Below are 14627 nucleotides of genomic sequence, written 5' to 3'. Positions count from 1 at the left end.
CGGGTTACCTTGGTGCGCCGTCGGGACGGATGTCGTAGATTATGCAGGTGCCGTCGTAGTAGACCGCGCGCGGAAGAAGTTTATGAAGAAGATCGTTCCAGTTTTTTTTGCCCTTGGCGGAGAAATCAAAGATTCCGTAAGGCGCCAGACGCTCTCCTTCGGGGATATTATAGAAAATATGGGTGAAGTTTTTTAACCTTATCGTTTTAAGAAGCTCGTCGGGCGATGCGGCCGCGTCGGCCCAGGCGACAAGCGGATTAGGAGCGAACACGTTGGACGCCGAGGCGAAAGCCGCGCAATAATAAAGTCGCTGCTCTCCTACGAAAAATATTCTTCCGTCGGGAGCGACCTCGCGGTTAACGTACCCGAAAGCCGCCATGGGGGAGTGTTTGAGAGTTCTGATGAGATACGCCTCGCGGCTCTCCGCTCCGGTTATGACCCGCGCGGGATTAAAGAAGGATGTGACGAACAAAAAATAACGCAGATTCGACAAGCTCGCGGCCACAACGGCGGCTACGACGAACATACGCGGTATCGACGGAAGACGACGATATATTTGATGAATGACGACGCCCGACAGAACTGCCAGAGGCAGCGCGGCGGGAACGAAAAATCTCAGGACCGGCTTGGTGGCGAACCATACGGCAAAAAACAGCGCGGCGTAAACGAAGAGCCGTCTGAGCGCGGAATTTTTTTTAAGAAAGAAAATCGCGACGGGCGTCGCCGCCAGAAACAGCGTCCATCCCAGATCGCCGAGAACATCCATTCCGCCGCCGAACTTAATGGGTTTGAAAATCATATTGTACGGCAGCGCAAGAAGCTCGAAAAATATCGAACTCTTGTGGGAGTATTCCGTCAGCATGGCGAAGTATCCGGCGGCGGCGGCGTCCGTCCATCCCACGTTTTTATATCCGAATATCCGGTAAAAAAACGGAAACACGGGATTGCCCGCGCACACCGCGTTTTTTATGAACCATACCGCGGACGCCGCAAACGCGGCGGCGTTGAGAGCGAAGATACGCCGCATAACGGCGGAGACGGCGGCTCGACGGAAAAACGAATGCGACAGAAGAAGAACATTGAGCGCGAACAATCCGGCGAATCCGGTATATTTTATACCCACCGCGAAACCCGACAGAACACCCGCGGCGACCAGAAGTTTGTCGTCGGCGCGGTCGACGTATTCCACAAAAAGCCACAGGGCGGCGAATAACATAAACGCCAGATGTATCTCGACGTACGTGCAGGACGACAGCAGCATAAAAAACGTGGCCGAACTCAATATGAAAACCGACAGCGCCGCCGCCGGAGCGCCGAATCTGTCGCGGGTGAAAATGTAGACCGCGCCCAGCGCGAACACCGAAGTAAAAAATGTCAGAAGATTGGCCGTGACGCCGTCGCCCAGAAGCAGGGCGAAGAGGAAAATCATCTCGGCGTTCTGCGGGAAGTGCGAAAATAAATTATTAGGAAGGGCTCTTATTGAATTCTGCTTGATGTATTCGGAGGGAAGCGCCAGATGGTATACCAGCGAATCGTAAAAATGGGGCGGAGCCAGTGACAGTATCCCCGCAAGAAGAATAAAAAAAAGCGCGGCGCCGGCGGTCGCCGGCGACGTCCTGACGGCTGTGCGCAAACCGGCGGCCGCCGCAAGGATGTCGTCGTAAAGATTTTTGAGCGTCCCGCGCGAAAGAAATACCGCCGCGCCGGCTATAATCCAGCCGACGGCTTTAGTGTAGAGACCGACGACGCCCAGCGCGAAAAATACGTGGGCCATAAGTCCGTATCCGACGGCAAACGAAAAGATCACGCGAGCCGACGGCCCGCCGATTTTAAGCCCGAAGGCCTCTATCGCGCGGCGTCCGGCGGCAAGAAGCGTAAAAGTCACCGCGAAGGCCGTCGCGGCGCTGAAGGCGGCGGACATCATCGGGCATTCCCGTCGGGCGGAACAAACAGTCCCGACTTAATGATTCCGCTTTTATGCAAAATATACTTCAGCAGCGCGCCGAGGGTGGACAGTCCGTATTCGACGCTTCTTTTGAAACTGATTGACGACGCTTCCTTAAAATATTTGGTCGGCACCGGGACGTCGCCTATCTTGAATCCGAAAAAAGCCGCCTGTATCAGGAATTCCTGGTCGAACACGAAGTCGTCGGAATTATTCATCCAGTTGATTTTTTTAAGCACGCTTCTTGCGTAAGCCCTGAGCCCCGAGTGAAATTCTCCCAGATTCTGTCCCAGCGCGAAATTCTCGGCCGCGGTAAGAACTCTGTTTGCGTAATACTTGTAGACGGGCATCCCGCCGGAAAGCGCCTCGCGGCGGGTTCTTATTCTGTTGCCGAGCATAACGTCGCAAACGCCGTCGGCGATAAGTCCCGTCATATACGGCACGACGCGCGGGTCATATTGATAATCGGGATGAACCATCACTATTACGTCGGCGCCACGGCGCAAGGCCTCGGCATAGCAGGTTTTTTGGTTCGCGCCGTAGCCGCGGTTTTTTTCGTGTTTTACAACGGAAAGTCCCAACCGCTCCGCTATGGCGACGGTGTCGTCGGAGGAACAATCGTCGACCAGCACTATCTCGTCGACGGATCCCGACGGTATGGCCTTTACGGTGGCCTCCAGGGTTTTGGACGCGTTGTAGGCGGGCATAATCATTATCACTTTATTTTTCATGGCTTTCCTTTCGGGCCAGTACCATAACTTCGTGGCCGTACATTATTTTTCTGAATAATCTTGAAAACCAATAAACGGGTTTCCATAAAATATCTCCGGGAAAATCGCCGTTCCATCCGACGGTTCCCCACGCGTTGCGCAAAGCGCTGGTGCTCGTGAGTCGCCGCAAATCCTCGTCGTGTTTTGCGGCTTCTTTCCATGCCGGGTCGGCGTGCGTGGCCGCGTAAATTCTGCGCAAAATCCAGAAAACCGGAAACGTGCAGTCCCATACCTCGACGACCTTCAATCCCGACTTTTCGATTTTGGCTGTGAGTCCGGCGAGTTCGTATCTTCTGAGATGTCCGTAAAAATTATCGTCCCAACGCCACTCTTTGCGATTATAGGGAACGGACAGACACAGGTGCCCGCCTTCGACAATCGCGTCGCCAAGAGATTTCAGTATCGCGTCGTCGTCGGGAGCGTGTTCCAGCACATCCCAGATAATGACCGTGTTGAATTTTTCGGAGCTCTTAAAATGCTTCAGATCCGTTTGGCGCACGGATACATCCGGATACTTGCTCATTTCCGACCTGGTTACGTCGAGCGTCTCGTCGGAAAAATCGACCGCGGAGCCGCGCCAGCCCTTTTGCGCCAGAAATGCGGAGACGTCGCCGCGACCGCAGCCGGCGTCGAGAAAAGGCGCCGTCATATTGTATTTGCGTATCAGTTCGTCGAGCAATAAAAACATATACTGTTTGAGGGGCTCAAAATTTGCCATAGTTTTTCCGGTTCCGCGCGCCGGCGGCGGTACAGGGCGAAATCTGTTTATCGCTTTTGGCTTATCTCGTCATAAAGGTCGAAATATTGTTCAAATACTTTCGTTCCCGTGTAATTGTCCAGCTTTGCGTAAAGACGGCGGGCATAGTCGGACGCTTTTGAGAGATCGCGTCCGACTTCAAGAATTTTATGGGCAAGTTCCACGGCGTCGGCGGCGGCAAAAACATACTCCGGCTCGACGAAACCCGACAGGCACGAAGAATCCGAGGCGATCACGGGCACACCCGCGGCGACGGCTTCCAGCGCCACGTTCGGAAAGCCCTCCCACAACGAAGGAATGGCGACCAGGGCGGCGGAGGACATCAGCGACGAAGTGTCGCTCAGGGCGCCGGCGAGTTTTATGCGCCCGTCGAGCCCGAAGGCCTTTATCTTGGCGTCCAGCGCGCGGCGCAGTTCGCCGTCGCCGGCTATCACTACGGATAGTTCCGGCATATCGTCCTTGATGAGATTGACGGCGTCGACGAGATATTCAAAACCCTTCTGCCGCGAAAGCCGTCCGACGGCGGCAACCACGAAAGCTCCGTCTTTGAAACCGTATTCCGGCGCGGTATCCGCCCGGGGCGGGGCAACGTTCTGTGCTGAAATATAATTATTGATAAGTTTTATTTTTGAGGGCGACACTCCCTCCGTTGCCGCGGCGAACTCGAATAAATCGCGGGAATTGACGGTAAGAGCGTCGACCATAAAACCTGTCAGCCGCGAGCACAGGAGAGCCGCTTTTTTCTCTTTCTCCATCACCCTTACCGACGAAATATTCGACGACCGCGTAATGACGGCGACAAAACGCGAAATAAGATTGGCCTGAAAAAGAAACGAATGAATGATATCGGCCGATGTTTTTTCGGCCAGAGCCACGAGACGGGCGAATGCCGACGGAAGAGAAACCATTGAGGCAAGTCCGTTACCCTTCATACCCAGGGTAACCGCCTCTATGCCGGCGGCGCGGAAACGCTGTTCGTATATCCCGCCGTCCTTGAGCGCGGCGGCAAAAACATCGTAACGGCCCGACGCCTTGGCGCGGCGGGCGAGTTCAAACATATTTTTCTGGGCTCCGCCGTGGTCGAAAGAAGTTATAACGTAGAGAATCGAAGTCCTGCGTTTCATTGTCATTTGCGGACGACGGGTAACCTGTAAATTTTAATTCTGGTGCGAAGGGGCGGGACGGGCCTTGCGGGACTGAATTCTTTGACCGTTTCAAGTTCCGCGTCTAATTTTTTTTCTTCGGCGGTGGGTTCCATCGGCGGAGAAAGTATTATATATTCAAATCCTGCTTTGGAGAGTTGTTTGACTCCCAAAGAAAGAGGAACATTGAGTTCCACTATTTGAGAATATTCCCGCGCCTCCGGAATATTGACGACCGGACGCTCTATCTGATACCAGCGGTATTCCTTGCCGGTCTGAGCGTCGAGCTGCAATTTAAAGTAGTCCTTTTTGTGATGGCCGAGCTCCGAAGCCAGCTCATATTGCCGCAGCAACAATTCTCTTGAGCGCGCGAGGCGCGGACCGTAGGTATCGACGAGCATCTTAGTATTTTCCGGAATATTCTTCTCTATCCATTCGGCGGCCAGAACCCTTATGTCTTTTTGAGACAGCGCGTAATCGTCCAGGGCGGCCACGGCAGCGGAATGAAACAGCGCCGCCGAGAGAGCCGCGGTAAAAGCATACCGCGCGAGCCGGTTGCCTTTCAACTTTTCAACCGCGACAAAAAAGGAGCGCGCGGCGATAAGGGCAAACAGCGGCAAGGCCGGCAGGAGATATTGACCCTGAGCGATGCGCTGCATGGAGCACCCGGCAAAAACTATAAACGCTCCGGCGGCGGGCAGAACGTCGCTTTTCTCTCTTCGTAAAAAAACCGCAAGCGCCCCAGCAATGACCATAAGCCCCAGAAACGGTGTGTTACCGCCCCAGTAAACCAAAAGTTTAAGATAGGCAAGCGCCGACAAATCGCGGCCGAATTCGGTGTCGGCGGACAGAAAACCGACGAGCTGCGCGACCTGTCTTGAAAAAGTTCCGAAATCCAGAATCCAGTAAGGCATTCCGACGGTAAAACCCACTACGACAAACGCCGCGCTCAGCGCCAAAAGCCAATGCCGGCGGGCGGCGGGCTTCGTAATTGCGGAGAACGGCTGCGGCATAAAGTGCGCGATAATCGCCGCGGGATAAAGCATCAGGGCGTTGTATTTGAACGCAGCGGCAAGCCCCATAAACAGACCCGAAAGAATGTAATATTTTTTCCCGCCGACTTCGCGTATTTTCAGACAGGAAAGAAAAAACAGCATAATGGCCAAAAGCATCGCGGTGTCGGATTTGGCGTAATGGCTCCATTCAATGAATCGCGCGTTAAGCGCAAAAATCAGCCCGCCCAGAAGCGCCGTCTTTTTGCCGTAGAGACGCTCTCCTATCAGATATGCGACGTAGACGGAAAGCACGGCGCAAAGCGCGCCGATTCCTCTGGCGATAAGATAAATATGCGACGGGTCTCTTATATAAGCGGCGGCAAAATCCGACGGAGCGGAAAAGTTGCCCGCCGCAAAATTGACGATATAATAAAATCCGTACGCCGCAAAAAGTATGTACATATAAAGCGTAGGATATACGAAAAAGTGCGGATTTAAATCTCCGGTGGAAAAACGCAGAGCTCTCTTGATGAAGGCCTGCTCGTCGGCGTGTACGGCCTGCGGCAAGCCGAAGTTTATTCCCCAAAAACACAATACGGCCGCAAGCGCAAAAAGCAGATAGCGATTATTTTTATCGTCCATAACGCTGCAATAACGGAATCATCCCCATGTTTTTCCGAGCATGGCGGCGAACTGCCTGAGCTGGCCTAAAAAATGCCCCTGAGAGCGGATAGAGGCCAGACGTCTCAAAAGATAAGACGGCCTCAGATAAAAAGTCCTGACCGCCTTTCGTCTGAAATCCTGTATTTCTTCGCGCGAAAGATGTTTCGTGTTCATGGCTATTTCGGAGCCGGACTGATCCATTGTCGACGATAAATCGGCAACAGCAAGTCCCGCGGCGCGCGCCTCTTTTCTTAAATCCGTGCCGGCGCGCGGCACCGCCACATTGAAAGACGCGTAATCCAGCGGAAGTTCCGCGATAAAATCCAGCGTTTCCCTCATCGTATCGCGCGTTTCCTCCGGAAGACCGAGTATGAAGGTGCCCACCGTTTCGATTCCCTTGTCGGCGCACAGGTTTATGATTTTTCTTATGCGTTCCTTGTCATAACCCTTGCGGTAGCGTTTAAGCAGTTCCCCGCTTCCGGATTCTATGCCGAATATTATGGTATGACAGCCCGCCTCTTTCATAAGGGACAGCACTTCTTCGTCGACGGTGTCCACGCGGGAAAACGTGGTCCAGCCGATGTTAAGCGGCTTAATCGCGCGGCACAAATCTACGGCGTAAGAACGTCGCGCGCCGAAGGTCTGAGTGGCGAAAAATATTTCTCTGACGCCGAGACGCAGAATATATTCGAGTTCTTCGACGACGTTCGATACTTTTCTGATTTTGTGTCCCAACGTCCCCATAACGCAGAAACTGCAGTCGAAGGGACAGCCGTACTCGCTTAAAACCGTGGCGAAGCGGGACGCGCGGACAAACGGATAGCGGTATTTTTTGAAGATGAAGAGTTCGTGCCTCGGAACGGGTATTTCAAACTCCGATGTCCCCCGCCGCATCGGCGCGACGGTCGGCGGGGCGCCGGCCAAAACCATATTCGCCGGGCCCGAGCGCTCGCCCGCCAGATAGCGCGCCGCGTCGTCCGACGTGAAATCAAGAATTACCGCCGAAAGAAACGGCGCTTCCGCGAGATATTTCGCGGCATCCTCGCGGAAAATATCGCCCAGGCCTATAAACTCCGCCGACGGGACGGCGCGCCGCGCGGACGCCAGAAATTCTCTGTCTTCGGGCCACGAAACTCCGCCCGTCAAAAATATCACGGCGTCGGGAGACAGCCCGACAATGCGACGGAGACATTCTTCCGGCGACAGGCGGTCGACAATGGCGTCTATGAGCGACACGTCGTTGTCCCGCGAAAGTATGCCGCTTAAAACTACGAAATCCACGGGATGATTAATGTAGTCGGCCTGGGACGTTTTGGAGCAGTAGTAGTCCCTTATATAAATTTTTTTTCCGGGAGGGTTCAGCAGAAGTACTTTTTTTCTCATAAAACGACCGCGCTGCGCCTGCGCAATACACCGCTTGCCTCGATGGCTCCCAAAACTTCCCCGACGGTAATGCCGTCGAGACATTTGGGAGCGCGGTGATAGCACCTTATTTTATCGTTAGTCACCAGATTTATACAGGGGCTGCATTCAAGATTCTTGAAAAATACGAGATGGCCTTCACCGAGGGGCCGCGTAAGCGCGGGAGTGCTGGCGCCGAAAAATGCGGCTACGGTAGTTCCGAGAGCGGCTGCAAGATGCATGGGTCCGGAATCGTTTGTGACGAGCAACCGGCTTTTTTTAAGCAGGGCGGCCAAATCCCCGACCGACGTTTTTCCCGCGAGATTGACAACACGGTCGCCGCGCGCGGCGGCTCGTTCTATGGCTTCGGCGCAGGCAACGTCGTCGGCGCCGCCGATTATTACGACGCGACAGCGGTATTTGTCTGCCAGAGCGACGGCAAGCTCCGCGTAATTGGCGTCGGGCCATCGGCGGGGCCAGTCGAACTCCACGGCGGAGTTTGGATTGACGCAAACGATGTCTTCGCCGCCGGCCGCAAGGCGGTTAAATTTCACGTCGAAGGATTTGACGGACGGGGCGAGTTCGCCGTCGGCGATGCGCGGCAGGGCGGACGGGTCGAAATCCGCGCCGGCGGCGACGGCCAGCGAACCGAAATTTTTCCAGACGTGCCAGTAGCGGTTAAAGGGGGCGGAGGCCGTAAGAAGATCCCCGCGCCACGCCTCCCACGACTTAAAGCCGACGCGGCTCCGCGCGCCGCTCAGATAACCGACTATCGCCGAGAATCTGGTAAAAAATTCCAGGTCGACGGCCATATCTATTCCCTTCGCGCGAAGGCGGACAATGGCTGCCGCCGTATCTACGATGAATCGGACGAAACCGCGTTTGACGTCGACGGTAACGTAGTCGTCGGCAAGACCCAGAAGCCGGCAGACGGCCTCATTGCGGGTGAACGTCATAAAAGTCGCGCGGGCGTCCGGATACTTCGCGCGGATGGCCTTTACGGACGGCGAGGCCAGAATGATAGTGCCCATTCCCCAAAACTTTATAAAAAGCATATTTTTTATTTCGCGGGAGGAGGGTTTCCGACGGAAAACGGATACCGTCTTGTGCAGCGCGAAAAGAATAGCGCACAGCGGAAGACCGGCGTATATGTCGATAAACTTCATTCTGGATGCTTTCATATTTTTTTTCCGCAAATGTAATCGCCCATAATCAGGCAATCTATGTCGGTGGCCATAAAACATTCTATGGCGTCCGTCGGACTTGTCACTATGGGTTCGCCACGCCTGTTAAAAGAAGTATTGAGTATCACCGGAACGCCGGTGATTTTGTCGAACTCCTCGATAAGGCGCCGGTACGGCGGATTGTGTCCGCGACTCACGGTCTGTATGCGCCCGGTGCCGTCAACGTGAGTCACTGCGGGTATGACGCTTCTTTTTTCGGGAAGGACGTCGCAGACAAAAAGCATATATGGCGACGAACCTTTCCAGTCAAAATATTCGCCTGTTCTTTCTTCAAGCACGGCAGGAGCGAACGGTCTGTACGGCTCGCGGAATTTTACCTTGGCATTTATCACGTCTTTCATGCGGGCGGCGCGCGGGTCGGCAAGAATGCTCCTTGCGCCAAGCGCGCGAGGGCCCCACTCGCACCTTCCCTGAAACCATCCGATTATTTTTCCGTCGGCAAGGAGCCGCGCGGCGGCGGCGGGAGCGTCGGAGCTTTTTTCGTATCGCAAATCGTATTTGGCCAGAGCCGACAGGAGGTCGCCGGCGGAATACTCGGGTCCCCAGTAGGCGTGTTCCATAACGAATCCGCGGGGATTGCCCATAATCGCGTTCCACAGATAGAAAGCCGCGCCGACGGCGCATCCGGCGTCGTAAGCTGCGGGCTGTATAAAAATATTCTTAAAAATCCGACGGGCGGCGAGTTTGCCGTTATAGCGGCTGTTCAACGCGCAGCCGCCGACGAGACAAAGATTGTCGGAGCCGGTTTCCTCTTTAAGACGGTCGACGATATGATCCATCGCCTCCTGGAAAACCAGCTGACCCGAAGCGGCTATGTCTCGATACACCTGATTTTCCAGGTCGTCCTCCGAGCGGCAGGGAGGCGCGCCCAGAGCGTCGACATATTTTTGCGTGAAAAAAATATCGCTGCCGGTGTGATGCTGAAAATACGACAAATCCATTTTAATCCCGCCGTCGGGCGAAAGAGTCATCATTTTTCTGAAAACGTCAGCAAAAACGGGTTTGCCGTAGGATGCCAGGCCCATCACCTTGTATTCATCGCCGTTTATATGGTAGCCCAGATATTCCGTCAGCACTCCGTAGAAAAGCCCAAGCGAATCCGGATAATTTATGCGGCGCAAACCGCGGATTGAATTTTGGCTGCCGCGGCCCAGGTACGTGGCGACGATCTCGCCGGCGAAATCAACGGACAATATGGCGGCCTCGTCGAAAGGCGAGACAAAAAACGCCGAGGCGGCGTGCGCGAGATGATGTTCGAGAAAACGAAACCGTCCGCGAAAACCCAATTCTTTCAAACGACGGCGCACAAGAAAATTTGCCGCAACGACTTCGACAGTTCCCCGTTCGTGCTTATGTTTTCCGAACGTCGCAAGCGACCCGGGAAAATTTTTTGCGAAAATGGCCGCGCGCTCGACGATGCCCAGCCACGGTTTCATGTAAAAAACCGCCTCGTCTATTTCGGCGGGAGTTATCCCGGCCTGACGGCAGCAAAAAAGTATCGCGTTGCGCGGAAAGTCGCCCGAATATTTCTTTCGGTCGAATCTTTCCTCTTCGCAGGCGGCTATGAGTTTTCCGTCCTTTATGAGGGCGGCGGCCGACATGTGGATATTGCAGTTAAAACCGAGTATGTACATTATTATTGCCTTTAAGCATCGCGCCGCGCGAAAGAATTACGCACCGGCGTTTTTATTTTTATTCAGAAAAACCGTAACGGCGTAAGCGGCGAAAATCGCCATAGCCGGATGAAGATACAGCCGGTACCGCACCGCCGGACAAAACAGAAACGCTCCGACGGCGGAAGACGCGGCGAGAATATAAAGCAGGGCGGCCTGTCTGTTGCCGGCAAGGGCGGCCAGAACAATTCCCGCGGCGGCCAAAATCAAAAGCGGGCCGAAAAATAAGACGCTTATTATTTTGTGGCCGGCCGGATAAGGGTCATACGGATAAAGCCGCCAGAATCTTGCGAATCGCATCAAGCCCGCTTTCAGGAATCCCGACGGAGACGCCGTCGCGGCGCTCCAAAATTTCCGTTTGAAGTAGTCGTCTGTTTCGGTCGGACTCATTCCCTCCGACTCAGTTTTCATTTCCTGTATCCAGTCCGCCATCGCCGCGGCGTCGTACGGAGCCGGACACGAGGCCTCCCACATATTCCATCCGGCTTGAACCGTAAGAGGCACGAAGCGCCCGTAGACCTTTTGATTTCTGAGAATCCACGGATACATCATAACGGCAACAATCGCAAAGAACACGGCCAGCGCAACGGCTTTTTTGCGGCTGAACCCGTAAAAGAATAAAGACACGGGTATCAACGCGACAAAACCCGATACGGCCGCGCGCGTCAACAGCGCGGCGCCCGCAAGAACTCCGGCGGCAAGAGCCAACGAAACCGGTTTATCGTCGGAAGAGAGCTTTTCGTGCAACAAATATATCGACCCGTAAAGAAAGGCGCAAAACAATGTCTCCGAGGCGACCTGCGCCGAAAAGTACACCAAAAACGGATCGACAGCGACAATGGCCGCCGCAAACAACGCCGCGGATTCGACGCGAAAAATCTTTTTAGCCAGCAGGTAAACAAGCAGTATCGCCGCCGCCGAGATAAACGCCTGCGCCGTCGGCACAACCGGGGCGGCGCCGCCGGCAAGTTTCTTTACGGCGGACAAAAACAGAGGATATCCGGGCGGATGCGCGAACTCCGACGGAAGAGCGCGGCGCTCCGTTATAAGTTCGGCATAATTTTGATACAGCGCCGAATCGCCTTGGACTATTTTTTCCCGCACAAGCAGGCCGCCCGCCAGACGCAGAATCAGGCCTGCGGCCACAATAAGCGCAAGGATAATTCTTCTGAGGCGAACGGTTAATATAAAAGATGACGCCAACTTTATCCTTCCTTTCCGTAAGCGATTTGTAATACTTCAAAAGATTTCGTCGAATAAACCGTCCGCAGGAAGCCGGCGGCGCGGGCCTTGTCGATATCCCATTTAATATCAAGCGCGCCCGACCAACTATTGAGATATCCGGCTCCGTCGGGATTTTCCCGATAGAAGTATTTTATCAAAACAATGTGTGTGGCGCCTTTTTTGTCGAGCATCCGCATCGCATCCGCCATCGAGGTCAATCCCAGAAAAGACGGCATCGCCGCTTCCACGCGCGGCTTGTAATAATAAGCATCGACAAAATAATATCCCAGAAAAACCGCCTTGCCGTTCCGCCCGACGTTTTCATTTATGAACTTCATCGCGCTCCTGTATTCCGGGCGCACAACGCCGTGGTAGCCGTAATTTCCGTCGAGATATTTCTCGCGACTCTGGAATCCCGTCACAAAAGGCAAACGCTTGCCGCCGAAATACACGCTTAAAGAAACCGATGATAACGCGAGCATAGCGGCCAGAATCGTTCGGGAAAGTTTGACCGCGGAGAAATATTTTTCAAAAGCGCAAAATCCGTAAGCCGCCGATATCGACAACGCGGCCAGGGTAACCAGATGGTATCTGCTTTCGACTTTAAGCATCGGAAGGGCCGCATAGAGAAGAAGAAAGGTCGAGACGGCCGCAAAATTCATCACATTCATCGCGCGTCCCTTGCCGCGCATAAAAAATCCCGGAACCGCGAAAATAAGCAGAACGGGCCCCGGGTGTATCACAGGAGAGCCGAGGAAAAAATACCATATATCCCGCGCAAAACGCGCAAGAGTCATTCCGTCGGTATGCGAGACCATGTGGGCAAGATACATTTCGTGAGGCGGGGCCTTTATAAAAGGTAAATTCATGAACGGAAACGGGTGGCCCGTCAGCCGTATATTTCTTATAAGCCACGGACATATCAGCCCCGCGAAAATAAGGACAAAGACACCCAAATCAACCGCCGGCGCGAAGTTTTTTTTCTTTCTTTCGACCAATCCGTAAAATATGTAAGCGGCCGCTATCGGCGGGACGGCCATCACGTTGTTTATCTTTATCGTAACGCTCGTGGCCGTCAGGACGGCGCAGAGCCAGAACCATTTTCTCTCGCCGGTGTCTATGGATTTGACAAGCGCCCACAGTCCCATAAAGGAAAAACAAAGATACATCGTGTCTATCTGCCCCACTCCGGCGGCGTTGACCATTACGGGCATTGTGTAGAATATCGCCGCGGCCGGAAGCGCCATTTCGGCATTTACCCGACGGGCGGTAAAAAAATACACCATAACCGCCGCCAGCAGTCCGAAGGAATATCCGGCGAGTTTGGCCGTTATGTCGTTTCCCATCGACAAAAACAACGTATACATCATCTGTCCGTTGAGCGGAAAATACGACAATAAATTATCGGGGATATCCGTCAAACGCCCGGCGGCAAGGAATATCTTGGGAAAACTGAAGTGATACGTCAGCGCGTCGGAATCCGTCACGGGGGCGCACGCGAAGAAAAAATTGAATACAACCGCGGTAAGAAGTACCGCTTTGAGCGCGGCGTCGGCCCGCCATCCGGCTGCGGCGCGCATAGCAAAATCCGAAAGTTTGCGCAAAAGTCCCGAAAGTTCCCGCCGCGCCGCGATTGCCGAGGCGGCCAGAAACGCCGCGATGACCGCGCGATTTATCAAACCCGCCGCGGCGGTCAGCGCCGTAAAATGGACGAAGACAAAAAGACCCGCCGCAACGGAAAAAAGCCATTTTTCGGCTTCGCCGTCGAAAGAGATTTTAACGGCGTCGAAGATTTTCGCGCCGACGGCGGCGGCGACAAGGAATATAAACGAAACGACGGCTATGTGTATCAGCGGCATATTTTCAGACGTTCCTTTAATGAATTCACGGCGACGCGGACATCGTAATATCTCAGCGCCGTCGAAATATAGGACGCGTAAACTGCCGCGCACCACAGGCAGAATATCGAAGCGGCAAGTATTTTTTTAACGTCTTTCACGGAAATCCTCACGAACGGTATCATATTGAAAATACTTGAGCGCGGGGCACACTAATGTCATATCTTTATAAAAAGTTCTCTGAATATCTGCCAAATGTAAGAAGCGCCCCATTGGAATATCTGAAGTTTTCTGGTACCGCCTATTCTTTTTGGCTCATTGCCCGGAATCTCGGCTATTTTAAGTTTGTTTTTCAACGCCCTTATGCACAAAAGCGGCTCTATCCCGAGCGTGGTAAAAAACAGCGACTCTTCAAAAGCGTAGGATGAATCTTCGTGCAGTTTCAAGGAGTAAAATATTTCTTTTTTCCATGCGCGGTACATAACGAATATGTCGGTATATTTGCCGCCGTGAACTATATTTATCAACTTGGTAAAAAACCAGTTGCCGAAACCCGTCAGAAAATCATCGTCTTCGCTTTTGGCGCCGGGGGCGTATCTGGATACTATCACCATATCGTAATCGCCTTCGCTCATTTTGGCCATAAGTTCCGGCAGAAGTTCCGCTATGGAATTGCCGTCGGGACTGAATGTTATTACGGCGTCGCCGCGAACGGAATCAAGCGCCTCGGTATAGGCGTGGCGCAGACCGCCGCGCTTCTGCGCAACGACTTCATAACCCTCCTTCAACGCCCACTCGGGAGTGCCGTCCGTCGATCCGCCGTCGACTACAAGTATCTGTTCAAACCATTCTTTCTTTATCGACGGCATTATGTTTTTCATTCCGTAGATTTCATTCAATGTGGGGACAAGCAGCGTAAATTTCAATTTGCACTCCTTCATTATGCGCGCAACGTTTCGCGCCGATGGTTCAAAG

General features: G+C 53.6%; 11 protein-coding genes. All 11 read right to left on the bottom strand.

All coding sequences use genetic code 11. The features are described 5' to 3' along the window. Window positions 1-4: 4 nt before the first annotated feature. Window positions 5-1924: a hypothetical protein gene (locus CVU77_00880; GenBank protein PKN02388.1), complete on the bottom strand. Its 1920-nt coding sequence runs from the start codon at window positions 1922-1924 to the stop codon at window positions 5-7. Further along, the gene (locus tag CVU77_00875; protein ID PKN02420.1) at window positions 1921-2652 is read right to left on the bottom strand and encodes a glycosyl transferase family 2; all 732 of its coding nucleotides are present in this window, start codon (window positions 2650-2652) and stop codon (window positions 1921-1923) included. The genes CVU77_00880 and CVU77_00875 overlap by 4 nt, the downstream gene beginning before the upstream one ends. 13 nt (window positions 2653-2665) lie before the next feature. Next, entirely contained in the window at window positions 2666-3433 is a 768-nt protein-coding gene (locus CVU77_00870) for a hypothetical protein (GenBank protein PKN02387.1), read from the bottom strand. Window positions 3434-3480: 47 nt separating this feature from the next. Next, the gene (locus CVU77_00865; GenBank protein PKN02386.1) at window positions 3481-4602 is read right to left on the bottom strand and encodes a hypothetical protein; all 1122 of its coding nucleotides are present in this window, start codon (window positions 4600-4602) and stop codon (window positions 3481-3483) included. Then, entirely contained in the window at window positions 4599-6251 is a 1653-nt protein-coding gene (locus tag CVU77_00860; protein ID PKN02385.1) for a hypothetical protein, read from the bottom strand. The genes CVU77_00865 and CVU77_00860 overlap by 4 nt, the downstream gene beginning before the upstream one ends. Before the next feature lie 18 nt (window positions 6252-6269). After that, the gene (locus CVU77_00855; protein ID PKN02384.1) at window positions 6270-7739 is read right to left on the bottom strand and encodes a hypothetical protein; all 1470 of its coding nucleotides are present in this window, start codon (window positions 7737-7739) and stop codon (window positions 6270-6272) included. Further along, on the bottom strand, window positions 7652-8917 hold the full coding sequence (locus CVU77_00850) for a hypothetical protein (GenBank protein PKN02383.1): 1266 nt from the start codon (window positions 8915-8917) through the stop codon (window positions 7652-7654). Before CVU77_00850 ends, CVU77_00855 begins: the two co-directional genes overlap by 88 nt. Next, window positions 8851-10551 (bottom strand): hypothetical protein, encoded by a 1701-nt coding sequence (locus CVU77_00845; protein ID PKN02382.1) that lies wholly within the window; start codon window positions 10549-10551, stop codon window positions 8851-8853. Before CVU77_00845 ends, CVU77_00850 begins: the two co-directional genes overlap by 67 nt. 36 nt (window positions 10552-10587) lie before the next feature. Continuing rightward, entirely contained in the window at window positions 10588-11826 is a 1239-nt protein-coding gene (locus CVU77_00840; GenBank protein ID PKN02381.1) for a hypothetical protein, read from the bottom strand. Continuing rightward, entirely contained in the window at window positions 11796-13673 is a 1878-nt protein-coding gene (locus CVU77_00835; GenBank protein ID PKN02380.1) for a hypothetical protein, read from the bottom strand. Before CVU77_00835 ends, CVU77_00840 begins: the two co-directional genes overlap by 31 nt. Window positions 13674-13870: 197 nt before the next feature. Then, window positions 13871-14593 (bottom strand): histidinol phosphate phosphatase, encoded by a 723-nt coding sequence (locus CVU77_00830; protein ID PKN02419.1) that lies wholly within the window; start codon window positions 14591-14593, stop codon window positions 13871-13873. Between the last annotated feature and the right edge of the window lie 34 nt (window positions 14594-14627).

Source organism: Elusimicrobia bacterium HGW-Elusimicrobia-1 (genome assembly GCA_002841695.1).
Taxonomy (GTDB): domain Bacteria; phylum Elusimicrobiota; class Endomicrobiia; order PHAN01; family PHAN01; genus PHAN01.
The sequence above is the reverse complement of the archived record's forward strand: the minus strand, read 5'-3'. Positions and strand labels throughout refer to the sequence as shown.

Bases quoted from the DNA above. Each gene is read 5' to 3' on its own strand.
- CVU77_00880 (PKN02388.1), bottom strand. From the start codon at position 1,924: ATGATGTCCGCCGCCTTCAGCGCCGCGACGGCCTTCGCGGTGACTTTT.
- CVU77_00875 (PKN02420.1), bottom strand. From the start codon at position 2,652: ATGCCCGCCTACAACGCGTCCAAAACCCTGGAGGCCACCGTAAAGGCC.
- CVU77_00870 (PKN02387.1), bottom strand. From the start codon at position 3,433: ATGGCAAATTTTGAGCCCCTCAAACAGTATATGTTTTTATTGCTCGAC.
- CVU77_00865 (PKN02386.1), bottom strand. From the start codon at position 4,602: ATGACAATGAAACGCAGGACTTCGATTCTCTACGTTATAACTTCTTTC.
- CVU77_00860 (PKN02385.1), bottom strand. From the start codon at position 6,251: ATGGACGATAAAAATAATCGCTATCTGCTTTTTGCGCTTGCGGCCGTA.
- CVU77_00855 (PKN02384.1), bottom strand. From the start codon at position 7,739: ATGTCTCGACGGCATTACCGTCGGGGAAGTTTTGGGAGCCATCGAGGC.
- CVU77_00850 (PKN02383.1), bottom strand. From the start codon at position 8,917: ATGTTTTATGGCCACCGACATAGATTGCCTGATTATGGGCGATTACAT.
- CVU77_00845 (PKN02382.1), bottom strand. From the start codon at position 10,551: ATGTACATACTCGGTTTTAACTGCAATATCCACATGTCGGCCGCCGCC.
- CVU77_00835 (PKN02380.1), bottom strand. From the start codon at position 13,673: ATGCCGCTGATACACATAGCCGTCGTTTCGTTTATATTCCTTGTCGCC.
- CVU77_00830 (PKN02419.1), bottom strand. From the start codon at position 14,593: ATGAAGGAGTGCAAATTGAAATTTACGCTGCTTGTCCCCACATTGAAT.